This is a genomic window from Gilliamella sp. Pas-s25, from assembly GCF_009795885.1.
Taxonomy (GTDB): domain Bacteria; phylum Pseudomonadota; class Gammaproteobacteria; order Enterobacterales; family Orbaceae; genus Gilliamella.
The window spans coordinates 1-25,319 of the sequence record NZ_WTEV01000034.1; the positions used below are offsets into that span (position 1 = coordinate 1).

Sequence of the window (25,319 nt, forward strand, 5' to 3'; positions counted from 1 at the left end):
CAACATTAAATTACCAGTCGCCGATTGAATACAAAAGAAATCGATGACCTTATCTTTTTGGTACTAAAATGTGTTGCCATTCCAAATTTCCTGCGTCTGACAGCCATCATCATGCGTATTTAGGGGGAATGCTTGAACATGGGCTTGAAATCATGGCCTATGCGTTAAAGTTTCGGCAATCTCATCTACTTCCTATCGGGGTTTCATCCGAAGAACGTAGTGCGCAGGAAGATCTTTGGACAGCCGGCATTGCCTATGCTGCGCTACTTCATGATATTGGTAAGATTGCCGTTGATATTCATGTTGAATACTAAGATGGCTTAGTATGGCATCCGTGGCATGGTTCTTTAAAAGCGCCGTATCGATTTCAATATCGTAAAAATCGTGAGTATCGATTACATAGTGCAAGTACAAGTCTATTATATCAACAAATATTGGACGCTAAGCTACTTGATTGGTTAGTCGAAAGTGATGAGCTATGGTCACTGTTTACCTATTTTGTTGCAGGGCAAATGGAGCTGGCAGGGATTGTTGGTGAACTCGTTAGCAAAGCTGACCAAGCATCCGTATCACATTCATTGGGCGGTAATCTTGATGGGGTTAAAAGCGCACCTAAACATTCACTGCAACGCAAACTCCTCGATGGTCTACGTTACCTTGTAAAAGACGAACTTAAACTTAACAACAGTGGCCCCAGTGATGGTTGGTTAACAGAGGATGGTTTATGGTTAGTGAGCAAAACAGTTTCCGATAAACTTAGAGCCTATTTATTATCCCAAGGCATTGAAGGTATTCCCTCCAAAAATTCGATACTCTTCACCACGTTACAAGAACATCATATTATTTTAAGTACGTCTGAAGATAAAGCCATTTGGAGTGCAACCGTCACCAGTTACAGCAATGGTTGGTCTCAACCCTTTACCTTTTTAAAAGTGATGCCTTCATTGATTTGGTCAGAAGAAAAACCATCTGCTTTTGATGGAGCAGTCGTCATAAATCAGTCAAAAGATGACAGCAATACAACCGAATCTGTAGATGAAACGCTTGTACAAGACATACCGTCCATAGCCTCAGAGAAAAATACATCCAACATAATAGATGAACTTGACACGGTTAATACACCAAACAGTCATCCACCACTAGCGGATAGCTTAGATGCAGTATTCAATTTATTAGGTATGAATGATAATGAACAAACGGAGTCAGAAGCCACGTCCAATAAATTTATTGCCACTGAAATCAATCAAAATGACCCCCACCAAATTATCGATAGTCCAATCACTGCTAATCAAATAAATCAGCAAAATTTAATATTGGAAGCGTCTACTAAAAAAGCAATCCCTGCCGTTGAATTTACCGAAATGGAAAAACAAGTAATGAAGCAAATAGATGAAATAACCCCCTCGGGAGAGCATTTTGTACAGTGGTTAAAAGAAGCTATCTTAATGCAAAAGCTCATTATCAACGAACCGCAAGCACTAATTCATACGGTGGATGATACGATTTTTATTGTTACACCTGGTATTTTTATGCGTTACGTGATGGAATTTCCGCAAGTGCAACAGGTTGCTAAAACTGAAAAAACACCTGCCTGGCGATATATGCAAAAAGCGTTTGAAAAGCTCAGATACCACAAACGATTAGAAGATGGTTATAGTATTTGGACTTGTGCAGTTGAAGGCCCCAAAAGTACTAAAAAAGTACATGGATATTTATTTGACGACCCCAAAATGCTTATTCCTGATATTGTGTATAACAATCCGTATTTACAAGTTGTGGCTAACATAAACAATGTAATACCCTAATGAATTAAGTGTTAAAAACATTGTTCTGATCTAAAAAATATAAGCTATTGAACACTGTTTAAAACTATCATCGATAAAAAAGCACTAGTTACTTTATCGTCGGCAGTAAATACAATGGACGCTCATTTTAACCTCTTTACTATCAAAATGAACTATTTTGTATAGATAATGAAGTTAATTGTTATTTTTTTTTTCTCTCTAAAAATTAAAATTTCACGTTTTTATATATAAATAAAGGATAGTGATGAAAGAGAGACAAAGAATACTAGCGTTGCATGGGCAAGGGAGTTGTAGTGATGTTACTAGAATACAATTATTGAATCTTAAAATAAATAATAATGATGATTATGATATATCTTTTCTAGATGCAACTTATGTTGTCAATCAGCCAGGATTTGGACTAACTGATTTGAATCTTAAAGAATATCGCTCCTGGATTATTTATGAGAACTTTGATAATTCATTATTAGACTCTATAGAATATGTTCTTCGCTATATTCATAAAAACGGTGAATTTGATATTGGATATGGTTTTAGTCAAGGAGGAATAATAGTAAGTATAGTCAATGAATTATATTTGAATGACGAATTAAAAAAATTGCTTGTTTCTAAGTTTGGAGAATCCGTTAAAAAGATACTGCCAAATAAGCCTTTGTTTAAAATTATTATAACTTCTTGTATTGCGAGTGAGTTAACATTAGAAAGTTTGGTCACAAAGAAATATTTATTAGAAAAGAACATTGATGATAATGTTACTTTTTTTAATTTGATTGGTAGGGAAGATAAATTTAAAAGTTGGGCTGAAAAATTTTCTAATCGATCCTGTAATACTCAAATAATTTACATGCCATCAGGTCATGAGGTCAATAACGAAGCGGATAATAATGTTTCTTTAACTTTACATGAGCTATTAGAAAATAAGTCAGTTATAAAGAAATCTTATTCTAATTGGGTTAAAACTAATCCGATAAGCGATAGGAGAATATCACAAGAGCATCAGATTGTTGAGGTCAAACTTAATTTAGCTGACTCTCCCAAAACAATTAAAGAAGCATTATCTCTTTATCCATTTGAGTATCCTCTACTTCGTAACGCTAGAGATAAAGATTCATCTAATTTCACATCTTATGGTGATATGCTTGAGTTTTGTAGTATAAATGGAGACGGTGACTTAAGACGAATAGGAGTAAAAACCGGAGATCTCGTCGCTTATGTCGCTCCGCCAGGTGGTGGGGCTATCAAAAGGACTATTATTGGTTCAGTCCTCAGCCTGTACCTGTAGAATGGTATGAGTATTTTTATGTTGTTGGGATTGTTGTTCTTTTTGCCAAATTAGTTCTTCCGTTAGATTTAGTTATAAGAAAGTTATTTAGAAAAATAATAGAGTGCTGTAAGTTTATTATTTCTCCTTTAGAACTGGATGTAATGAATAAAAAAGCTAATTTAATAGATGACATTTTTATAGAAAAAAAAGTTAAAGAAAGCATATATAAAGTTACTGGTTTAGAGGTTGAGTCTCAGTGGAGCTTAAATGATTGTGGTATCGCCTCTTTAGGATTAATACAATTAGTGAGTCAACTGAATAATACCTTTTCTGGTAAAGATACAGAGTTAAATTTAAAAATCGCTGATGTATCACAATTAAAAAATGTTGATGCCTTAATCTCTTTAGTATCAACAAGTATCAAAGTAAAAAACAATGTTATTATCAATCAAGTTGAGGTTTAATATGAAAAAAATAGCTGTAATACTCTCAGGATGTGGATATTTAGATGGTTCGGAAATTAGAGAATCTGTTTTAACTCTTTTGGCATTAGACACTCTAAAAGTAAAATATGATATTTTTTCTTTGAATGAAGATCAATACCATGTAGTTAATCATTTGACAGGTAATGTACAGGATAATGAAAAGCGGAATATTCTAGAGGAGTCAGCTAGAATTGCTAGGGGTAAAATTGAGGATCTTACTAAAATTAATGTTGATAATTATTCTTCGTTAATTATTCCAGGTGGATTTGGTGTTGCTAAGAATCTTTGTAGCTTTGCTTTTGATGGCATCAATGCAAAAGTGAATCCCATTGTTTTAAAGATTATCCATGCATTTCATTCTGATAAAAAACCTATTGGCGCTATATGTATTTCGCCTGCTTTAATTGCATTATCTTTAGGCGCTAATAAACCTAGCATTACTTTAGGAAATGATAAAAATCTTGCAGATGAAATTGAAAAAACAGGGGTTTCACATCATAAATGCCACACAGCAGATTGTATAATTGATGAGAAAAATAAGATAGTCACAACACCCGCCTATATGGATGACGGTATAAATTTAGCCGATGCGTACCAAGGAATATCAAAATTAGTTAAAGCAGTTATTGAACTATCTTAACTTTTGTACTAGCTAAAAAACTGATCTAACAGTTACTAGTTTTAAACGTGACTGTTAGATTATTTTGATTAAGTGATTTATTCGCAGAACTTGGAATACCGTATAGCTAAGGGAGAAATTTTAATATACATTCTTTACTATTTGTTGTTCAATTTTCTAAAACTAGTGTTAATACGTTTTCTTTAAAAATATCAAAATAAACATTGATTACCCTGTTTTCGCACCATTTTTCGCTGATTGTTGACATGATCTTGAAGCTCAATATATTATTATTATAATTAATTAAACAAATATTCTTAAAATCAAAATAACATCCAGAACTTTGATATATCGCTTTAAAAATGGATTCTTTTGCTGAAAAGATAATAGTTGAGTACAGTTCACGATTATAGTTGAACATAGATTTTGGTCTATTTTCAAAAAATTCAGGTTCATTGAATGTTAGTTCTATTACAGCATTACTTTGTTGTATATTCATTATTGTTTCAATATCTATACCCACAGCGGCATAATAAAACGTACTACAGATACACACAGCAATCATTTTTTGAGTATGAGAAATTGAGCCTATTATTCCTTGTGGCCACATCGGAGTTCCATCCGTATTTAAAGTAGGTAGATTTATATTCTCGTAGTGTAGTTTATTTAATAGGTATCGCGTACAAACTCGACCACAAATAAATTCTTTTCTCCTTTTAGAACTCATATTTGAAACTTCATTTGATAGATTAAAATCTTTTGATGTTTGATAAAAATCTACTGAATTGATTTTGTCAATTTCAGTTATTGTATAAATAATATTTTTATACTTAAAAGATTTATATTCCATAATCAATTTTATTTTGTATTTTTTAAATCCCTGGGTGTTAATCCAAAATATAATTTGAATCTCTGTGAAAAGCGAAGTGAAGATGCATAACCAACTTGCTCGGAGACTCGTTCAATAGATAAATTCGTTGTTTGCAACAAGTGGATTGCTTTTCCCATCAAGATCTTTTCCTTAATCTTTAGGATATTTTCACCTTCTGATCTTAGTTTTCGATATAAAGTTGATTCGCTCATACAGACTTTTTTACAAATTTCGGCGGTTGTTATTTTATTATTTTCTCTGAATAAATTAATAACTTTTTGAGTTGTTTCTTTGTGATTAGGTAAATAACTTAAATTTTCATATCCCATAGAAATTAACAGTTTTATGATTTCTATTCTCCTACCCTCAAGTATTTCTGGAGGAGCCCAATCGATCATATCTATAAATTGTAAGACACATTTACCTAGAGAATCATTGATTGAACCTGTTGTATAACCTTCGTATTTAATCTTTTCTGTTTTTAATGGTAAATTATAGAAATCAGAGAACTCAAACTCTATCAGTAATGCCAAGTAATTAGAATTACTTGGAATATTTCTCATATCGACAGACTGCATATTCGTAAAAAAAATAAACTCGCCCACATTACAGGTGTATTTTGTTTTGTTACCCACAAGTTTATGTCCATTTAATATGATGATGAGTAGAGGCTTTAATATAGGAATATTTAACAATATTTGTCGTTTTTTTGAGCGATAAGTGGAAATGCAAGGAGAGGAATTAATTATAGCATCTAAGCTGTTAAGTTTATTCGTTATATTGTTAATCATCCGTATCACCCTAAATGATTTTGTACGCTTGCTGAATTTATTCGACTTTTATCCAAAACATACCTTTTCCATTAACGTTTATATTGATAATATCATAATTCATAATTTTACTAAGTCAAACTAAAATTAGTCATTTAACCATTAATAGCTCATCCCAACGCGTGGTATAACGCGGGCTTAGTAATTCACGTTTAATCTGCCAAGGGGCCTGTTTTCTAACGCCACCTAATTGCAGTGTATGTTTCCCCATCTTTTGATTGATGGCATCGAGTGTTTGCATCAACCTATCACTTTTTTGCTTTTGTCTACCGTGAAGCAATGGACACTGAAACATATGTAAAAAATTTTAAAACTAAAATGGATATGGAAGATAAAGCAAAGCAAATAAATCAAATATTAGATGAACGTTTAAAAAATATCTCAAAAACATACCCGAATTTAGTAATTGATTTTAATGACTTTGATGCATTACCTAATGAAATAAAAGAATACCTCTTTTCACCACCTTTAGTATTGACTGAAGATAATGCAATTATGTTTTGGAATGATTAAGCATAGAATAAAATAATAAGAATAGAAATTCGTGTTAGTAACTTTGTAAGGTTTACTACTATTTTTATATTGGAATAGCAATAAACTAAAAAGCCCACAAGCATAGGCTTTTTAGTATTTATGATTAACTATTAAATGCACTTTCGCCGTGGCTGTTAATATCTAAGCCTTCTCGCTCATGCTCCTCTGAAACACGCAAGCCAACACAAAGATCTGCAATTTTATAAGCAACAAAAGAAACAACCGCTGTCCAAATTACACACGTCATAATGCTCATTAATTGAATCCCGATTTGGCTTATCATAGTAATACCTTCGGCATAACCAATACCGCCTAATGATTCTGATGCAAATATACCAGTTAACACACAACCTACTATGCCACATACGCCATGTACGCCAAATACATCACAGGTATCATCAACTTTTAGAATTCTTTTGAGTGTCGATACGCCCCAGACACCAGCAAAACCACAAATAAGCCCAATTAACATAGCACCACCTACGCCAACAAGCCCAGCAGCAGGCGTTACGCCAACTAATCCCGCTATGACACCTGATGCTGAACCTAGGCATGATGGTTTGCCTCGTAAAGACCATTCGGCTAATGTCCATGCTAAAACCGCCGCTGCTGTTGCAGCAACTGTGTTAATAAAGGCTAAACCTGCGATCTCATCAGCATGCGTTGATGATCCTGCGTTAAAGCCAAACCAACCAATATAAAGAATTGCCGCACCAAGATAGACATAAGGTAAGTTAAATGGTTTTAGTGGTTCACGGTTATAACCAAGACGATTTTTAATTAAATAAGCGCCGACAATTCCGGCAATTGCTGCATTAATATGCACAACTGTACCACCAGCAAAATCAAGCGCACCTTCATCGCCCAAAATTCCGCCCCCCCAGACCATGTGTGCCATGGGAATATACGAAAATGTAAACCATAACACCATAAAGATTAATACGGCTGAAAAACGCATTCGTTCAGCAAAGGCGCCAGGAATTAAACAACAGGTAATACAAGCAAATGATCCTTGAAACGCCACCCAAATGAGTTCATAAATTGAGCCTGACACATCGGTAATACCAATACCCGTTAATAGAAAGTGGTTAAAATTGCCATAAAACCAATTTCCTTCACCAAAAGAGAGTGAATAACCATAAGTAATCCATAATACGGCAATCAGAGAAAAGGTTACAAGGACTTGAGATAACATCGATAACACGTTTTTGGAACGTAATAAACCGCCATAAAACAGAGCAATACCAGGCACAGACATAAAAAGTACTAAAGCCGTACAGATCATCATAAATCCATTATCTGCTTTATCAACTATGCCAGCTTCATCAGCAAAAGCAGTACTTGAAAATAAAATAGCTATAGAAAGAATAATTTTTTTCAACATAATGATATCCTTAACAATAAATTATAGCGCCGAGTCGTCAGTTTCACCTGTACGTATACGTACCACATGATCAAGTGAGGTGACAAAAATTTTGCCATCGCCAATTTTGCCCGTATGCGCTGCTTTAGCAATAGTACTAATGACTTCGTCAAGCTGCTCATCACTAATAGCTAAGTCAATTTTAACTTTAGGTAGAAAATTGACATTATATTCGGCGCCACGATATAGCTCCGCATGGCCTTTTTGTCGTCCAAAACCTTTGACTTCGGTAACAGTTAATCCAGTGATACCTATATCGGATAAGGCTTCCCGAACTTCTTCTAATTTGAACGGTTTTATAACTACAGTGACTAATTTCATCCATCGCTCCTAATAAATATGAGATACAAGGTAAACACTGCAAAGAGTGTGCCAAGAAATGATAATTCGAATTAAAGCCAGTTATTCAAGATGAATTTATGAGAAAAGATAAAAGGTAGCCGTTATAAAATTTAAGTTCAGTCGTTTAGTTTGACAGACGAAAGACAAAAATAATGAGGGTTTTCTTTGATATATTGTTATTTGGTCGTGCACTAATTTGGTGCCAATGCGTAATATTAGTGCCTAGCCATTATAATCAGTTAATATGCGTTAGAATGTTACCATTAACTTGCGATACTCGTCATAAGCAAAGTGATCTGTCATACCGCTTATATAATCTTGTAATAAGCGACACCGGTAATAAAATTCCATGCAAGCAAAACCTGTTTTATTTGGATGCAGTTTGCTAATTGCTTGTGCATAAGCGACACAATGTTTTGAAGATAATTTATGATATAAGCGCGTTTCAATAAGATAATCCTTGTGATATTTGTCTTCAACTAATTTTAAAAAATCATCGGTAGGCATATCAAGCAGTGGACTATAAATATCAAGCAATCCGCTAATAATTCGGTATCCTTGCAGTTCTATATTTTCGACCGATTCATGATTAAACACATGTTTAAAGCCAACTGTTTTAAAAATATTAAGTAATTTATATTCTGCACCGTAGTCTTCAAGTAGAGCATGATTAAAAGCACCGTGATAAATTGCTTCAATATTTTCAATAAATCGTTCGGCTGCATGCGGTACCAGTTTGCCAATGGAGTTGACGCGTAAATACATAAAAAATTGGTCGATGCCAATTGCATCATACCCACTCTGCTTTAGGTTTTCATAAGGGCGTTTAACCACTGTGTCAAACAAATCACCATTTTTAATTGGCCCCCATGCTTCAGCTAAGTGAATATAAAGCTGTTTTACCGTTAGGATTCTCTTTTCAACAGCATCTTCAAGATCGGCAATACAGTATGAGATATCATCGGCAGCCTCCATAATGTAAGTTAATGGATAACGATGAAATAGTTTGATATCAAGCTGTTTAGAAAGTTCCTCAATAAATGATTCTTCTGATAAATAATAGCCTGGTTTTTTCATTAAATATGAAAATTCAATGGGAAGCTGCTTAGACCAATAAGCTGGTTTAGAATATTTAAGAATCGAAGCAATTTGTGAATAAGTTAAATTGAGACGTAAGATAGTATGGACTAAACGAATTGCTTGCGCGTTACCTTCAAAATTTGATAGATCTTGGCGAATTTTGGTTTTAATTTCTTTTATTTTGTCATCATCGCTGTTATTGATTTCAAGCACTGGATAAATTGTAGATTTGTCAAGACCTAAGCGCTGTGTAAACCATTTATTGATAGCGGACTCACCAAAATGGCCAAATGGAGGATTACCAATATCGTGCATTAAACAAGCCATTTCAACTAAGCTTTCAATCGCCATTATACAATTATCAAGCCCATATTTTTTTAATTTTCCAGCTTTACCTAGGCGGTTGATAATTTCTTTGACAATGTAACGGCCCACTTGTTGTACTTCCATAGAATGAGTTAGTCTCGTTCTGACCACAGAATTACGTTCTAATGGAAAGACTTGCGTTTTTTGTTGTAGGCGACGAATGGCGGCTGAGTTTATGATTCGCCCACGATCACTTTCAAAACAACGTACTATGGAGTACTCATCAGACAGTGGTTCACGCTGTTTACTAGCGTAACGCTGATAATTTATTTTTTTGCCGAAATCAATCATGCTACACCCTTCATTTAATCGCCTTAATTGGTTTAACTAACTAAATTACTGTAATTCTTGTTTTGCCCATGCAATGCTTTTTTGATAATCATTAGGCAATAACGGTAATAGTTCATCTAATGCGTTCAATAATCTGTTAGATTGGTTATGTGTTAGATTTAAATGCCCCACTTTACGTCCTATACGGACTTCTTTTTCATACCAATGTAAGTGCACCAAATCAATGGCTAACCAATTGAGATTTAAATCTGTACCAATTAAATTAACCATAACTGAGGTAGTAAATACATCAGGCTTAGGTAGTGGCAGTTCCAATATTGCGCGAAGGTGTAGTTCAAATTGGCTTATCGAAGCACCATTTTGCGTCCAATGACCGCTATTATGTACTCGAGGTGCAAGCTCGTTGATCAGTAACTCGTCACCAACAATAAAGCACTCCATTGCCATTACGCCAATATAATTCAATTTATGCATAATGGCAGATAGCATTTGTTCAGCTTTTATTTGTAATGAAGGAGATTCGTTCGGTCGTACAATACTTATTTTTAATATACCATCTTGGTGGAAGTTATTGGTAAGTGGATAAAATACCGTTTCACCTTTTGCATTACGCGCACCCACTAATGACATCTCTTTTTCAAATGGAATGGCCTGTTCAACAATGGCGTTTTGATAAATATCATCTGGTACGGTGGTTGGGTGATTAATGGCTATACGCCATTGTCCTCGCCCGTCATAACCACCAGTTCGACGCTTAACAATTAATAGATCACCAAGTTCACCAAATAACTTTGGCCAATCTTGGGGTTGATTAAGCGCAAGCCATTTAGCTGTAGGTAAGCCAAGTTCATCCAGCAGCTGCTTTTGCGTTAACCGGTCAGCAATAAGCGGAAAAATATCTCGATTAATAAAATGGGGATGCTTGGCTAAAATCTGGGTAAATGGGGTATCTGACCATCGTTCAATTTCAGCTGTTATTACCGACTGTTGATATGGAATGTCTTGCGGATGAACATCGAGTCCAACTGGGTAGACTTTTATACCTAATGGTTCGCCAGCTTGCTTAAGCATTCGTCCTAATTGTCCGTTACCAAGTACACAAACGGATTTAAGTTTCATATTATGCATTCACTCTTGGATCAGGATGATTTAATACATCATCAGTTTGAGTTAGTCGCCATGTTGATAAGCGTTGATAAACCGTTTTATCATGTAAAGCGAGGATCTGTGCGGCAAGCAATGCTGCATTAGCAGCGCCAGATTTACCGATTGCTAAAGTACCAACAGGAATCCCCTTAGGCATTTGAACAATAGAATAAAGACTATCTACACCGCTTAGTGTAGCACTTTGAACCGGAACTCCTAACACAGGAACGAGTGTTTTGGCGGCTAACATACCGGGTAAATGAGCTGCACCGCCAGCGCCAGCGATGATCACATCAAAACCTTTTTGCTTAGCATCTTCAGCAAAGCGAAATAATTTATCGGGTGTACGGTGTGCTGAAACAATTTCAACATGGTAGGAAATAGTCAATGCATTTAGAACATCTGCAGCGTGTTGCATGGTGTCCCAATCACTTTTAGAACCCATGACAATGGCAATTTTAGGTTGAGTGTGCATAACGAATGTTTGAATAATTAAAATAGGATGTATGTAAAGTATACACTAAAATTTAGGGGATTGGGATAGTAAGGATTTTATCTATTGACAATAAACACACTGAGGGAAGATAGTATAATTTGAATAATCAAAGTGATACCGCCGAATAGTATCGGCGATAAAGGAAATGTTAAGCTTTTACAGCTGCCACAATTTTAATTTCGATCAGATATTCCTTTTTCATCAATTCAGCTTGCACTGTGCAACGAACTGGCGCACTCCCTTTAGCTACCCATTCATCCCACGCTTTATTCATTGCAGCAAAGTCACTTTTATTGACCAAAAATAATGTCGCATCCAATATAAGTGATTTATCACTATTGGCCCGTGCTAATAGTTTATCAATTTCAGCCAACGCACTTTTAGTTTGTATATAAGCGTCATTTTCAAGTTCAGTAGGAACACTTGTGTAATAAATCACGTTATTATGAATCACAGCTTCAGACCAGCGATCATCGGGATCAATTCGTGTTATTGTCATTATATTTTCCTTGTTAGATGCGTCATTAAGACACTTTAATAAAATCCGCACGTAATTTTTTTATTTCATCACGTAGTACACCCGCTTTTTCAAATTCAAGATTTTGAGCCGCTTCATACATCATTGCTTCAAGCTCTTTCACTTTTTCCTGTACATCTTTAACAGATACATACTGATACGGTTTACCTGGTTCAAACGCTTGTACTTTGGCTGTCGATTTCTTAGTACTTAAACCGGCCTCTAATATATCTTTAATTTCTTTACGTACTGATTTTGGTGTGATGCCATGTGCTGTATTAAAGTCTTCTTGTTTTTGACGACGGCGAGCAGTTTCGTCAATTGTTTTTTTCATAGCAGGAGTAATTCTATCAGCATATAATATCGCTTTACCATTCACGTTTCGAGCTGCACGTCCTACAGTTTGGATAAGTGAGCTTTCAGAACGCAAAAAACCTTCTCGGTCAGCATCTAATATTGCGATTAAAGAAACTTCAGGTATATCTAGACCTTCTCGTAATAAGTTAATTCCCACTAGTACATCCACTTTTCCTAAACGTAGGTCTCGAATAATTTCCATTCGTTCAACCGTGTTAATATCTGAATGCAAATATTTGACATTGACATCATGTTCTGACAAATAATCAGTTAAATTTTCTGCCATCCGTTTAGTAAGTGTAGTCACCAAAACACGCTCGTCATTGTTAATACGAATTTTGATTTCAGATAACAGGTCATCAACTTGTGTTGCAACCGGTCGAATTTCAATAATGGGATCTAATAGTCCTGTAGGTCTAACCACTTGTTCGATAATTTCACCACCTGACTTTTCAATTTCGTATTTGGCGGGTGTTGCTGATACATAAATAGTTTGTGGCATAATATTTTCAAACTCTGCAAACTTTAAAGGCCTGTTATCTAGTGCAGATGGTAAACGAAAGCCGTATTCAACCAGATTAAGTTTTCGCGAACGATCGCCATTATACATTGCGCCTATTTGTGGAATCGCAACATGCGATTCATCAATAAATAATAATCCGTCTGGCGGCAAGTAATCAAATAACGTTGCTGGCGGATCGCCCGGATTACGTTGGGCTAAAAAGCGTGAGTAATTTTCGATGCCAGAGCAATACCCCAGTTCGGTCATCATTTCAATATCAAATAGTGTTCGCTGAGTTAAACGTTGTTCTTCCAGTAGGCGATTGTTATCTAACAATACTTTTTGACGATCTTTAAGCTCTTGTTTAATTTGCGCAATGGCATTTTCCATAATGTTTCTTGGCGTTACATAGTGTGTTTTTGGATAGATAGTAATCCGTGATACTTCATTGATACTATTACCTGTAAGAGGATCGAACATAACAATACGATCGACCTCGTCATCAAATAACTCTACGCGCACTGCAAGTTCATCTGAATCAGCAGGAAAGATGTCTATCACATCCCCTCGAACACGAAACGTACCACGACTAAAGTTGATTTCATTACGCGTGTATTGCAATTCGGCCAAGCGAGTTAAGATTGAACGCTGATCAGTTATCGTGCCTTTTGTTAGGTGCAATATCATTGACATATAGGTTTCTGGCGCGCCTAAACCATAAATTGCCGATACCGAAGCAACAATCACCACATCACGTCGTTCTAGTAACGATTTAGTGGCAGAAAGGCGCATCTGCTCTATATGCTCATTGATTGAAGCATCTTTTTCAATAAATGTATCGGTTGAAGGTACATAAGATTCAGGTTGATAGTAATCGTAATAAGATACGAAATACTCAACCGCATTTTCAGGGAAAAAGGCCTTCATTTCGCCATATAACTGAGCTGCCAGTGTTTTATTGGGCGCTAAAATGATTGTTGGGCGGTTATGCGTAGCAATAACGTTTGCCATAGTAAACGTTTTACCTGATCCCGTTACGCCCAATAATGTTTGATGAGCAATTCCATCTTCAATATTTTGATTAATTTTTTTTATTGCTTCAGGTTGATCACCAGCAGGCTTAAATTCGGAACATAATTTAAATTTTTTCATTACATCACAACCTAATATTTTACCTATTAATAAAAATTATCCCCAAAAGGACTTGACCTTTAAAAATCTTCTATTTTTCGTTCAGTTCCCTTTCTTATGTATAAAAAAATCAATAAATATATACCTTGATTTATAATAAATGATTGATATTAAACAAAAAATATTTTTATGATTAAGTTGCAATCAAATCAAGAAAAATCCTGATAGTGACTGAGGTTAGCGCTTTTTTCAATAAACTACTAACAGAGTTATCCACAGGTAACGGGGATAACTTCATAAGTGTAACCTTTATAAACTTTTTTCAAATATCAAGATAAATTTTCATAAAAAAATCCATTTTATTTTTATGATTTTCCCTATTTTTAAACCTGTTTTTAATAGGTTTAACTAATTATTTCGCTTAACTGTTCAAAGCGATATTGATAGCTATCATCAAAGTCACGAACAAAAGTTAATCGATGAGTGATGCATTTAGGCGCATCTTCTGCGTGATGAGACACAAAGAGTAACTGCGTATGTCCTTCACTAATTAAACGATCTATCCAACGTTTGACTAATTCTCGATTAAGATGGTCTAACCCTTGCAATGGTTCATCTAAAATAAGCAGTGTCGGATGTTTGACTAAAGCTCTAGCTATCAAAACTAATCGTTGTTGTCCCCAAGAGAGCGATTGAAAAGGGTTATCCGCCTGCGTCTGTAAACCTAACAACTGTAACCATTCGTCAGCCAATTTAGCTTGTCTATCACTGGTAGTTTGATAGATACCAATCGAATCAAAATAGCCAGACAATAGCACTGTTTTAACACTAGAACTAACGCGGTAATCCAAATGTAAGCTACTGCTGACATAACCAATATGGCGTTTAATATCCCATATGGTTTCGCCCGAACCGCGTTTTCGACCAAATAAAGTAAGATCATTGCTATACCCTTGTGGGTGATCGCCAGTGATTAGACTTAATAGCGTCGATTTACCTGCACCATTAGGCCCAACAATGTGCCAATTTTGTTTGGCTTTGACTTGCCAAGTTAATCCATTAATAATTGTTTTATCGTCATAACGGACATAGCCATTATTTAATATGACTCGATCTAATTGATCTGCTAATCGTGTTGGTGATTCATCAGCTTCTGGTAATGGCATATTGGGTATATTTTCCAAATCTGCTAATTGCTTAACTGTTGCATCGTTTAATATTGTGCTCTTCGTATCAATTTTCAAGAGTTGACAATCAGCTAGTAGACCAATATTTTCGATAAAATCAGGAATTTCATTAAACCGATTTAGAACAAGAACAATAGTAATGTTTTGTTTTGCAAGATCAGCAAGAATTTTAGCTAAATTTGCACGTGATACCACATCTAAACCATCAAATGGCTCATCTAATATCAAAAAATCAGGTTGCTGCATCAAGGCTCGGCAAATTAAGGTTTTGCGTGTTTCGCCTGTTGAAAGATATTTAAAACGTCTGGTTAATAGGTGATTAATTCCAAATTGTGTTGCTAATTGCTGACAAAGTTGTTGATTAAAATTATTTTCTTGAATGATTTGTTCAGTAGTTAAGCCTATATCATTTTCACCTTCACTTAGCATATCAGTATTATTACGCTTAAATTCATCATCAATCAGCTTTTGAAGTTGTTCAAACGAGATACGGATTATAGATTTAAATTGATTGATAACTTTTCCAGTTAATAATTTTTGTTCTCCGGCTAGTGCTTTAGCTAGTATGGATTTACCACTACCATTACGTCCCACAAAAGCGACATGCCCCCCTTGCTTGATTAATAGCGATGCAATAATAAAAACTTGGTAATCGCTAATTTTAAACTGTGCGTGTTCTATTTGTAGCATGATAACCTCATATTGCTAAACTAATGTTGCAACAATAATATGTTGTGGATGAATAAATAACGTAGTTTGTTTACCTACGGTTAGGGCTGATTGTTTAACTTCATCAGCTAATTTACTAGCATAAAGCACGACGCCAGAAGATAATAAAAAAGCAATTTCACTCCATTTGCCATCTGTTGTGATCTGTTCAACGGTAACCGACAAGAGATTCTTATTCGCGTTCTCTTTTGTATTTACCCATTCAATCAGCGGGGCTTTAATTAGCAATAAGACTGTTTTATCAGTACTCAACTTTAACCGTTCAATACTTGGCTGAGTAATGTACGCTGTTAACTCAGTTTGGTTATCACTGAGCAGTACAGTAATAAAACCAGCAACATCACTTGTGTGAATTTGCTTAACTGTGCCATATAACTGATTTCGAGCACTGGTCTGCAATGACAATCTTGCAGTAGTTTTTAAAATATCATCTAATGGGACTTTGTCATCACTCAGTATGTTAAATGCATTTTGTTGCAACTGAGTTAATAGATCATAAAGTTGAATGAACCTAACAGCATAAGCACTGAGCTTTGTGCCTCCACCATTTTTGCCACCAATTGCGGTAATTAAAAAAGGATTAGGTGCTAATTTGTTAATTTCATTGATAGCATCCCACGCTGTTTTATAACTAACGCCAATTTGCTTGGCAGCCTGACTTAATGAGCCAGTCTGTTCAATTGCTTTTAACAGTGCAATACGTCGTGGATCAGTAAATAACTGTTGCTGAATATTCAATGTCAATAAAATTTCAGGAGAAAACATAATTTAACACCATGAAGAACCAACTAATCAATTTGGAGGAGATAAGAGTGTTTATTGTAGACGCTTTTTCATATTCATTCAAAACAAGTTAAAAACATCATTGATTGTTTTGTGACGTCTATTTAATTGTACTTTATGAATAAATTTTGCTAATATCGATATGTTTTTTTTTATATAACGAATGGGTGGTTAATGAAAATGTTCTATTACAACCGAGGATTTTAACAATATTGATAACCCAAATTAACCTACTTTTATTGTGAGGAAAAAATGAAAAAATTGATTGGAGTTGTTGGGGCTATAGTACTGATGGCGATAACCTTTTTTACATCAGCTGCTGAGAAAATAACTGTATTTGCCGCTGCATCATTGACAAATGCAATGCAAGATGTCGCTACCGCTTATAAAGCTGAACATAAAGACGTGGATATTGTGTTTTCTTTTGCTTCATCATCAGTATTAGCAAAACAAATTGAACAAGGTGCACCTGCCGATATCTTTATGTCAGCCGATCAAAAGTGGATGACTTACCTTATTGAGCATAATATAGCGAAAAATAAACAAGACTTATTAAAAAATGGATTAGTGCTTATTGCCCCAAAAAGTTCACCATTAGATAACGTCTTAATCAATAACAATACCAATTGGCAAGCGATTTTACCTAAAGACGAAAGAATTGCCATTGGTGATCCAGATCACGTTCCCGCGGGGCTTTATGCAAAACAATCTCTCTCTAATTTAGGCGTATTTAACAAATTATTACCACAATTTGCCCCTGCTAGCAATGTGAGGGACGCTCTGATGTTAGTTGAGCGTAACGAAGCCGCCCTTGGCATTGTCTACAGCACCGATGCCAAAGTAAGCGATAAAGTGAAAATTATAGGGGCTTTCCCTGCAGATACATTTAAGTCTATCGAATACCCAATCACGTTATTAAACTTAAAAGCAAGTGACTTTTATCAATATTTAAACTCACCACAAGCTAAAGCCATTTTTGAAAAATATGGATTTATAACTAAGTAACTTAACAAGTGAGTGATCTAATACAAATATGTTATTAACTGAATTTGAATGGCAAACATTACTACTTAGTTTAAAAATAGCCACTGCAGCAATTGGCTTTAGTTTACCAATAGGTATTTTAACCGCTTGGATATTGGCACGCTGTCAATTTTTGGGTAAATCGCTATTTGATAGCATTGTGCATCTTCCTCTTGTTTTGCCACCGGTAGTATTAGGTTATGTATTGTTAATAACCATGGGGCGACGAGGTGCAATTGGTGAATGGTTAACTCAAAATTTAAATATCAGTTTTAGCTTTAATTGGCAAGGTGCAGCTTTAGCTTCAGCAGTGGTTGCATTTCCACTCATGGTACGTTCTATTCGCTTAGCCATTGAATCGATTGATATACGACTTGAACATGTGGCTCGCACCCTTGGTGCCCATAAATGGCGAGTATTTCTAACTATCACTTTACCTTTAGCTTTTCCGGGTATTTTAATGGGAATCGTGCTAGGCTTTGCTCGTTGTTTAGGAGAATTTGGTGCAACAATTACATTTGTATCAAATATTCAAGGTGAAACTCGGACCTTACCACTCGCAATGTACACGATGCTACAAATCCCTAATGGTGAAAACAGCGCCTTACGGCTATGTATCATTTCGATTGTACTGTCAATCATTGCACTTTTTTTATCAGAATTGTTAAATCGATGGCATAAGAAGAAGCTAACAGGATAATCATTATGTTAAAAATACAGGTTAGCAAACAACTTGCTTCGTTTTCGTTCCAATTCAATCATGCGATAGGTTGCCAAGGTATTACCGCTATTTTAGGCGTTTCAGGATCGGGAAAATCAACGCTAATCAACCTTATTAATGGATTAATTAAACCCGACCAAGGTTATATCAAACTCAATAACACACCACTGGTTGATTGCGATAAACGCCTATTTGTTGCCCCAGAAAATCGGCAGATTAGTACTGTATTTCAAGATCCATTACTCTTTCCTCATTATAAAGTGATTAAAAACCTAACTTATGGAACTAAACACTTCAATCCTTCAAAATTTGACGAAATAGTGAATGTGCTTAATATTCGTCCATTATTAAATCGCTATCCCGCAATGTTATCGGGCGGCGAAAAACAGCGGGTGGCAATCGGTCGAGCACTATTGACTAATCCTTTATTACTATTGATGGATGAACCACTTTCCGCCCTTGATATGCCCAGAAAAAAAGAGCTATTAACATATATCGATAAGTTAGCCAATGAGTTAAATATACCGATTATTTATGTAACACATAATATTAATGAAGTTAAAAAGATAGCCCATAATGTGGCCATTTTAGATCAAGGCAAGCTGATTGAGTTTGGTAAAGTCGAGCATGTTTTACAAAGTGATTATTTAAAAGAATGGTTATAAAGAGCTAAAGTATTACTATTTTGTTCTTGTTTGATATATGTCACACCATCATGCCATGCCCCTAGCACTATACGAGTTGCATGGTTGCCATCAATTTGAAAATGGTGTGTTGCAGGTTTGTGGGTATGACCATGCACCATAATATCTGCATTATGTTCTATCATTACTTCCACAACCGCTTGTTGATTGACATCCATAATAAATTCAGATTTAGCCTGATTATGCAGGCTACTTTTTTGTCGCAATTTAGCTGCAATGTTAAGCCGAACAGAGCGTGGAAGTAATAAAAACAGTTTTTGCAACCATTTATTATGCATAACTTTTCGAAATTTTTGATATTGAGAATCGTCAGTACACAATAAATCGCCATGTAAAAAAACAATATTCTTATCTTGATTAGGCAAACAATTAATCTCGGGCAATAAAATCATATCGCTCTGCTTAGCGTACTTTTTCCCTAACAAAAAATCGCGGTTGCCATGCACAAAATATTTTTTGATATTACGTCGTGATAGAGCTTGTAATGCCTGCGCAACTTGGCAATGTAAGTTTGTTCTCACATCATCCCCTACCCAATAGTCAAACAAATCACCTAAAATGTAAAGTTCACAATTATCGGGGAGAGTATGTAAAAAAGACAAAAAGCCTGCGGTTATACCCATATAACCATCAGGCTCATTATCGGCTAGATGAATATCAGCAATAAAATAACGAACAGGATTATTCAACCGTAACACTCGTAATAATGATATCTTCTACAGGAACATCTGAATGCATACCGCTACGTCCTGTTTTAACGACTTTGATTTTATCAACAACGTCAAGCCCATCAACGACTTGTGCAAAAACACAATAGCCATAGCCATTAACATCAGCAGAGCGGAAGTTAAGATAATCATTATCAACCACATTGATAAAAAATTGCGCTGTTGCAGAGTGTGGATCTGATGTGCGAGCCATCGCTAAAGTGCCACGATCATTTTTTAGTCCGTTATCTGCTTCATTTTTTATTGGTGATTTTGTTTTTTTCTGTTTCATACCGGGTTCAAACCCGCCACCTTGAATCATGAAATTATTAATAACACGATGGAAGATTGTGTTGTTGTAAAAACCGTCTTTGCAATATTCAACAAAATTTTTAACGGTTTCTGGCGCCTTATCGTCAAAAGTTTTGATTTTAATATCACCTAAATTAGTGTGAAATATAATCATAACAGATTCCTTTTTTTATTTAATATACATATTTCGAGCAAAAGTAAGCTTTAATCAATTTGACTTACTTACTAAATTTTTCACATGCTTCAAGGGTGTTACTCATTAACATAGCAACAGTCATTGGACCAACACCTCCAGGCACTGGCGTTATCCAGCCAGCCCGTTTAACGGCAGCCTCAAAATCCACATCGCCAGCTAATTTACCATCTGGCAGACGATTGATACCAACATCAATAACAATTGCGCCTGGTTTTATCCACTCACCCTTAACATAATTGGGAATGCCAACTCCTGCAACAACAATATCCGCATTACTCACATGTTTGGCTAAATCAACAGTACGGCTATGAGTAATGGTTGTTGTACAACCTAATAACAATAATTCTAATGCCATTGGACGACCTACAATGCTTGATGCACCAACAACAGTAGCATTTAATCCTGATAAATTAATACCTGTTGATTCAAGCATTTTAACCACACCATATGGTGTACATGGTCGTAAAATCGGATCGCGTTGTAATAAGTGACCAATATTGTAAGGGTGAAAACCATCAACATCTTTACTTGGATCAATACGTTCAAGTACCTTGGTTTTATCAATATTATCAGGTAAAGGAAGTTGCACTAAAATACCATGCACATCTGGGCGTTGATTAAGTTCATCAATTAATGCCAACAACGCATCAGTGGTCGACGTTGGGAAGTCATACGCAAATGAAATAAAACCAACATCATCACAAGCTTTTTGCTTATTTTTGACATAGATTTTTGATGCGGGATCTGAACCCACTTGAATTACTGCAAGCCCAGGAACAGATAAACCTTTTTCAATACGTGTGTTAACTTTATTAGCAATGTCAGTTCGTATTTGTTGTGCTAATGCTTTTCCATCAATGATATGTGCAGTCATAAGCTTCCGTTTAGCTATCATAGTAAAGGCATCATTTTCGCAAAAGTTTTTATTAATGTCTATTTACTTATGAATAGATTGATTAAGTTGAGTTAATATTTCTTTGTATTGCGCATCAATATTGGTAATCACTGAACAAATATGAGCATCAAAAGCTTTTAATTTAGGTTTTTGAGCTTTCCACTCATTTTTAGAGATTTGCTTAATTGCACCTAAATTTTTAAAAAAATCGAAATGCAAAATACTTCCTCCCACAATATTATAAAAAATACGCTGACCAATATCTTCGCCATCTTTTTTTAGGTTATTGAAATTTTGGTAAGAAAATCGTGTATTGCCATTTTCTGTAATAATCGAAGCATGTAACAACTTAACTAAACGTTTATATAATTTGTTTAGTTCACTTTTTAGTTCATTATCGTCGCCCAATTGATTTTTTATCGCCTGTTCAAAAGTCATTTTCACATCTAATAAAAGACTTAACGATTGTTGTTCTAATTGCGGTAACTGTTGGCGTAAATCTTGTTGAAATTGAACTAGTTTTTTTTGTAATGGCGGATTAAGTGTTACTGATTGTTTATTTAAAACAACTATTCCATTTGGCATGATAGTGAAATCATTTTTATTATTAAACATATGCACACTTTCTTTGCTAATTGTAATATCATAACTGGGTTTAACCCCACACTCTTTTTTAGCAGCAAATACGGTGATAGGTAGTAATAAAGCAATCAACAACAATTTTTTCAGCATATTCATATCCAGCGAGTTAATTAATGAAGATTATAACTTCTACCTAACAATTAACATAATAAAATAAAATGAGTGCTATAATTTTAAAAATGATAATCTTTCAACACTCTAATTGCTTTATATGATATTTTAGCTAGACGCATTATATGCAATTATTCGTATTATCCATTATACGCCCTCTTTAAGAACATCTATACTTTGCTCAGTTATTCAGTTTTTTCCTAAAAGAATCGACACACTCCCGTGAAGTGCTACCCACTGCATCACAGCACTCGTAGTGCTAATTTGCACTTTACGAATAAACGAATATCGGACATAACTTAAGCCAAAACTATTGGAAACTCGATTTAGTTTTTGCTAAACAGCATTATAAACACTTGTCAAAAACTTTCAGGTAACTATGTGTTTTAGTATAAAACTACTTGTATTTGATTTGGAATAACGATTTTATTTTGAGTTTAATGGCAATATGCATAAACAACGAATATTCAGCAATTCAAAAAACAAAAAAATAATAGGAACGTAAAACATTTTATGAGGTTTTTAGAGAATTATTTTAGCCATGAAGTTTAAACAATTCGGGGGTTTCCTACATTTTAAGTTATATTTTTTGTAAAAAATATTCAGGATCCTATACCGTTCGGTGATTAATTAAAGCTCTACAGTATCTATTAAAGCGTATGATAAACATCGTATCAATCAAAAATTTACGAAATCTATTTGCCCTCCAGAATGGTATAACCGAAAGAGAGACATATTTTCTTGGTGATATAACATAATCAACAAATAGTTAGCGATTTAGAAGTTAAAAATACCCCCTCATGTAACAACAGCGCATTGCAATACGCTGTTGCAAGTTTAACTTTTTCTAATTTTTCAGCCAATCCGATTTTTATATATTAATAATATAATTCGATATTTTTATATATGTTAAAGCTATATTAATGCTTACATGCTATTTTACCAGATTCTCCCCTTTCTGCCTCACGCACAGAAACATAACCTGATAGATTAACTGTAAAATAAATATTATACTGAGCATAGTTTATTTCTCTAGTCCAATAAAGAACATAGTAAGTATTCTCTGTAGGCCAATTAGATTCAGGGTAGTTTTTACCTGATACCCAGCCCCATTCTCCCATAATTGAATCGCCAATAGATCGAGTAAAACTATTGGGATAAATACTCCAATTTCCATTTTCTGCAACATTAATTGCGGGAGAATTAGTATAATCTTTACGTAAAGGTATATTGTTAACTCCACCACATAAATTAATTGCAGTGGATAACTTTATATTTTCATTCTTATGCGGTTCTAACCATACCGAGGTTGGATTAAATATATAATCATGAATGACAGAAGTATCTCTTTTTAAAGTCGCTCTCACCGTGACATTTCTTAATGGTTTACTATTAAGTTTTACCACACCATTTTGATCAATTGATACACCACCCCCTGGGTTATTGATTACTTGATAACGATAATCATCTTGTGCACCAGTCATCACTAATTGAAATTTAGCCCCAGGGAATCCTGTTGTTGGAAATTTTTTACCTGATGCTATTGGATTAGCTTTAAATCCCCAATTAGGGACATAATCAGCACTATACCCTCCCCCAGAATCAGGATGTCGGCTTATATTAGCACCATTCCAAGCCCAAGGTCCTGAAACTGGGTTAGATGCAAGATTAGGATCATATGTTCGCCATTGTTGATTCGGTGAAATAATTACATCATTTGGTTTGGCATAACAAATTTGTGATCTGGGTGCGATTTGATAGGTTTTGGCTAAGGTTACTTGATCACTTTCATTTGGAATACCATACTTCGAATAAGCTTTGACTTTTGTCTGAATTATCAGTTTTAATGGCATTGAAAAACCACTGCCACAACCTATCGCTTTTCTCCTATCAGCACCAATTATTCGTCTTCCGCTATTGTCATACCACCAATAATCAGTTTTTTCGACTTTAAATGGCTGGTCTGGATCTGCATTATCGCCATCTATATCTCTATAATTCTCAGCTCTATCTAAGTTCATCACCGTATATGTCTCAATCTTGAAATCATTCACGCTCAAATTACCGTCAAACTCTTTCACCTCTGAGGATTTTATATTATCACTAGCTTCACTATAGAAAATGCCATTGACGGTAAAACCATGTTTATCTGCACCCGATAACACAACTACTTGTGGTGCCTGACCGATAATAAAGCGACTTGAAGTGGCGCTGAGTATTGCATGGGATGAACCAACCATCACTAATTGTAATAATATTAAACTTGTTTTAGTAAATTTCGGTTTTAAGCTAGACGCAAATTTAATTATTGAGGCAGTAAAATTAGATTTACAATTGGAACATTTTAAATTAAATGGTAACACTAAATATAAAATTTTTTTCGGTAACATTGAAAAAAAATAATTAACTATCCCATGAGTCTCGTGTCTCAAGTCAGAACTGTGTTTTATCATATTCTTGCTAATCCTTATAGCTAATTTTGTTTATTTAACAATACAACAAGATATGCAATTAAACGCATAATAGTGTAACAAATCAAACATCAATTGGATAACTAACTAGAATAGATGATCAACTATATAGTAAAATATAATGCTTGTAATTTATTTTTTTGTAAAAAATTGTTAAGAATGGCATATGATGAATTTTAATAAATAGAAATATTTTAAATATTAAATCTAAATTGCAAAAAAATGAGCAAGTAAATTCAAGTTTTTATGAATAATACTCAACCATCTTTCTAATCTCACTATCAATAGGTATAATCTATTTAATCAACTATATTTTTTTGCTTTTTTTTCTTTAAAAGTTAAGTATAGTAAGGTTATATTTAAAAATAAATGATTAGAGGTAAAAAATGTATACAGTAATTTTTGGGCGTCAAGGTTGTCCTTATTGTGTTAGAGCTAAAGAGCTAGCCGAAAAACTATCTCAAGAACGTGATGATTTTTCTTATCGTTATGTAGACATTAACGCTGAAGGTATTACTAAAGAAGACCTTTCTAAAAGTGTTGGCAAACCAGTTGAAACTGTGCCACAAATTTTTATTGATGAAAAACCGATTGGTGGCTGCACTGATTTTGAGGCCTATGCGAAAGAGCATTTAGGGCTTTTTAAAGAATAAATAATACACAACTTTTTGAACCAAAAGCCACCTTTAAGTGGCTCAGATTGATGACAAAGAACTCGCTTTTTGGCGAGTTCTTTGATCTAATAGAGAAGAGTCCATGATAAGAGGAATTCTTCTATG

Annotated in this window: 26 protein-coding genes and 1 pseudogene; 10 read left to right on the plus strand and 17 right to left on the minus strand. The window is 34.7% G+C overall.

Annotated elements, in window-relative coordinates; translation table 11 throughout:
* Positions 1 to 83: 83 nt before the first annotated feature.
* The 5 genes and pseudogenes from mobH to elbB all read left to right on the plus strand — a co-directional run.
* Positions 84 to 989 (plus strand): annotated as a pseudogene (gene mobH, locus GQ593_RS11755) (MobH family relaxase); the annotation flags it as partial.
* Between the two features lie 387 nt (positions 990 to 1,376).
* Positions 1,377 to 1,805 carry a conjugal transfer nickase/helicase domain-containing protein gene (locus GQ593_RS13885; RefSeq protein ID WP_272914616.1) on the plus strand — a complete coding sequence of 143 codons (429 nt, stop codon included), beginning with the start codon at positions 1,377 to 1,379 and terminating at the stop codon, positions 1,803 to 1,805.
* Between the two features lie 244 nt (positions 1,806 to 2,049).
* Positions 2,050 to 3,087: a hypothetical protein gene (locus GQ593_RS11760; protein WP_160432200.1), complete on the plus strand. Its 1,038-nt coding sequence runs from the start codon at positions 2,050 to 2,052 to the stop codon at positions 3,085 to 3,087.
* Between the two features lie 143 nt (positions 3,088 to 3,230).
* Positions 3,231 to 3,533 (plus strand): hypothetical protein, encoded by a 303-nt coding sequence (locus GQ593_RS11765; protein WP_160432201.1) that lies wholly within the window; start codon positions 3,231 to 3,233, stop codon positions 3,531 to 3,533.
* Position 3,534: 1 nt separating this feature from the next.
* Positions 3,535 to 4,194, plus strand: a complete 660-nt coding sequence (elbB, locus tag GQ593_RS11770; protein WP_091346822.1) for an isoprenoid biosynthesis glyoxalase ElbB — start codon at positions 3,535 to 3,537, stop codon at positions 4,192 to 4,194.
* A 148-nt stretch (positions 4,195 to 4,342) separates the two neighbouring features.
* Here elbB and GQ593_RS11775 read toward each other — a convergent pair whose 3' ends face one another.
* The 3 genes from GQ593_RS11775 to GQ593_RS11785 all read right to left on the minus strand — a co-directional run bounded on the left by GQ593_RS11775 (position 4,343) and on the right by GQ593_RS11785 (position 6,115).
* Positions 4,343 to 5,023 carry a 4'-phosphopantetheinyl transferase family protein gene (locus tag GQ593_RS11775; RefSeq protein ID WP_091346823.1) on the minus strand — a complete coding sequence of 227 codons (681 nt, stop codon included), beginning with the start codon at positions 5,021 to 5,023 and terminating at the stop codon, positions 4,343 to 4,345.
* A gap of 8 nt (positions 5,024 to 5,031) precedes the next feature.
* Positions 5,032 to 5,835, minus strand: coding sequence for a helix-turn-helix domain-containing protein (locus GQ593_RS11780; protein WP_091346825.1), 804 nt, complete (start codon positions 5,833 to 5,835; stop codon positions 5,032 to 5,034).
* A 130-nt stretch (positions 5,836 to 5,965) separates the two neighbouring features.
* Positions 5,966 to 6,115 carry a DUF4113 domain-containing protein gene (locus tag GQ593_RS11785; protein ID WP_202115485.1) on the minus strand — a complete coding sequence of 50 codons (150 nt, stop codon included), beginning with the start codon at positions 6,113 to 6,115 and terminating at the stop codon, positions 5,966 to 5,968.
* On the opposite strand from GQ593_RS11785, the gene GQ593_RS11790 reads away from it, so the two are divergent.
* Entirely contained in the window at positions 6,106 to 6,387 is a 282-nt protein-coding gene (locus GQ593_RS11790) for a hypothetical protein (RefSeq protein ID WP_202115486.1), read from the plus strand. The two genes, GQ593_RS11785 and GQ593_RS11790, sit on opposite strands and share 10 nt — an antisense overlap.
* Positions 6,388 to 6,511: 124 nt before the next feature.
* Here the strand turns inward: GQ593_RS11790 and amtB are convergent, their stop codons facing one another.
* The 9 genes from amtB to GQ593_RS11835 form a co-directional block, all read right to left on the minus strand.
* A complete protein-coding gene (gene amtB, locus GQ593_RS11795; protein ID WP_160432204.1) occupies positions 6,512 to 7,792 on the minus strand; it encodes an ammonium transporter AmtB in 1,281 nt (426 codons plus the stop codon).
* A gap of 21 nt (positions 7,793 to 7,813) precedes the next feature.
* The gene (glnK, locus tag GQ593_RS11800; protein WP_160432205.1) at positions 7,814 to 8,152 is read right to left on the minus strand and encodes a P-II family nitrogen regulator; all 339 of its coding nucleotides are present in this window, start codon (positions 8,150 to 8,152) and stop codon (positions 7,814 to 7,816) included.
* A 270-nt stretch (positions 8,153 to 8,422) separates the two neighbouring features.
* Positions 8,423 to 9,910 carry a dGTPase gene (gene dgt, locus GQ593_RS11805; RefSeq protein ID WP_160432206.1) on the minus strand — a complete coding sequence of 496 codons (1,488 nt, stop codon included), beginning with the start codon at positions 9,908 to 9,910 and terminating at the stop codon, positions 8,423 to 8,425.
* 45 nt (positions 9,911 to 9,955) lie between these two features.
* Positions 9,956 to 11,029, minus strand: coding sequence for a 5-(carboxyamino)imidazole ribonucleotide synthase (purK, locus tag GQ593_RS11810; RefSeq protein WP_160432207.1), 1,074 nt, complete (start codon positions 11,027 to 11,029; stop codon positions 9,956 to 9,958).
* A 1-nt stretch (position 11,030) separates the two neighbouring features.
* The gene (gene purE / locus GQ593_RS11815) at positions 11,031 to 11,531 is read right to left on the minus strand and encodes a 5-(carboxyamino)imidazole ribonucleotide mutase (RefSeq protein ID WP_160432208.1); all 501 of its coding nucleotides are present in this window, start codon (positions 11,529 to 11,531) and stop codon (positions 11,031 to 11,033) included.
* Between the two features lie 169 nt (positions 11,532 to 11,700).
* The gene (locus tag GQ593_RS11820; RefSeq protein WP_160432209.1) at positions 11,701 to 12,051 is read right to left on the minus strand and encodes a RidA family protein; all 351 of its coding nucleotides are present in this window, start codon (positions 12,049 to 12,051) and stop codon (positions 11,701 to 11,703) included.
* A 25-nt stretch (positions 12,052 to 12,076) separates the two neighbouring features.
* Complete coding sequence (uvrB, locus tag GQ593_RS11825; protein ID WP_160432210.1) at positions 12,077 to 14,080, minus strand: excinuclease ABC subunit UvrB; 2,004 nt, start codon at positions 14,078 to 14,080, stop codon at positions 12,077 to 12,079.
* A gap of 383 nt (positions 14,081 to 14,463) precedes the next feature.
* On the minus strand, positions 14,464 to 15,936 hold the full coding sequence (modF, locus tag GQ593_RS11830) for a molybdate ABC transporter ATP-binding protein ModF (protein ID WP_160432211.1): 1,473 nt from the start codon (positions 15,934 to 15,936) through the stop codon (positions 14,464 to 14,466).
* 15 nt (positions 15,937 to 15,951) lie between these two features.
* Entirely contained in the window at positions 15,952 to 16,740 is a 789-nt protein-coding gene (locus GQ593_RS11835) for a TOBE domain-containing protein (RefSeq protein WP_160432212.1), read from the minus strand.
* 270 nt (positions 16,741 to 17,010) lie between these two features.
* Between GQ593_RS11835 and modA the strand changes: the two genes are divergently transcribed.
* From modA to modC, 3 genes are read left to right on the plus strand one after another with little or no spacing between them, the layout of a single operon-like run.
* On the plus strand, positions 17,011 to 17,763 hold the full coding sequence (modA, locus tag GQ593_RS11840; RefSeq protein WP_160432213.1) for a molybdate ABC transporter substrate-binding protein: 753 nt from the start codon (positions 17,011 to 17,013) through the stop codon (positions 17,761 to 17,763).
* 28 nt (positions 17,764 to 17,791) lie between these two features.
* Positions 17,792 to 18,481 carry a molybdate ABC transporter permease subunit gene (gene modB / locus GQ593_RS11845; protein ID WP_160432214.1) on the plus strand — a complete coding sequence of 230 codons (690 nt, stop codon included), beginning with the start codon at positions 17,792 to 17,794 and terminating at the stop codon, positions 18,479 to 18,481.
* 5 nt (positions 18,482 to 18,486) lie between these two features.
* Positions 18,487 to 19,167, plus strand: coding sequence for a molybdenum ABC transporter ATP-binding protein (modC, locus tag GQ593_RS11850; RefSeq protein ID WP_160432215.1), 681 nt, complete (start codon positions 18,487 to 18,489; stop codon positions 19,165 to 19,167).
* Here the strand turns inward: modC and GQ593_RS11855 are convergent.
* From GQ593_RS11855 to GQ593_RS11875, 5 genes are all read right to left on the minus strand, one after another.
* The gene (locus tag GQ593_RS11855) at positions 19,146 to 19,895 is read right to left on the minus strand and encodes a UDP-2,3-diacylglucosamine diphosphatase (RefSeq protein ID WP_160432216.1); all 750 of its coding nucleotides are present in this window, start codon (positions 19,893 to 19,895) and stop codon (positions 19,146 to 19,148) included. The genes modC and GQ593_RS11855 overlap by 22 nt on opposite strands.
* A complete protein-coding gene (gene ppiB, locus GQ593_RS11860) occupies positions 19,888 to 20,379 on the minus strand; it encodes a peptidylprolyl isomerase B (RefSeq protein ID WP_160432217.1) in 492 nt (163 codons plus the stop codon). The genes GQ593_RS11855 and ppiB overlap by 8 nt, the downstream gene beginning before the upstream one ends.
* A gap of 64 nt (positions 20,380 to 20,443) precedes the next feature.
* On the minus strand, positions 20,444 to 21,295 hold the full coding sequence (folD, locus tag GQ593_RS11865; RefSeq protein WP_160432218.1) for a bifunctional methylenetetrahydrofolate dehydrogenase/methenyltetrahydrofolate cyclohydrolase FolD: 852 nt from the start codon (positions 21,293 to 21,295) through the stop codon (positions 20,444 to 20,446).
* Between the two features lie 63 nt (positions 21,296 to 21,358).
* Positions 21,359 to 22,048, minus strand: a complete 690-nt coding sequence (locus GQ593_RS11870; RefSeq protein ID WP_160432219.1) for a DUF2884 family protein — start codon at positions 22,046 to 22,048, stop codon at positions 21,359 to 21,361.
* A 941-nt stretch (positions 22,049 to 22,989) separates the two neighbouring features.
* Positions 22,990 to 24,309: a hypothetical protein gene (locus tag GQ593_RS11875; RefSeq protein WP_160432220.1), complete on the minus strand. Its 1,320-nt coding sequence runs from the start codon at positions 24,307 to 24,309 to the stop codon at positions 22,990 to 22,992.
* A 617-nt stretch (positions 24,310 to 24,926) separates the two neighbouring features.
* Here GQ593_RS11875 and GQ593_RS11880 point away from each other — a divergent pair.
* A complete protein-coding gene (locus GQ593_RS11880; protein WP_034912061.1) occupies positions 24,927 to 25,193 on the plus strand; it encodes a GrxA family glutaredoxin in 267 nt (88 codons plus the stop codon).
* Positions 25,194 to 25,319: the final 126 nt, after the last annotated feature.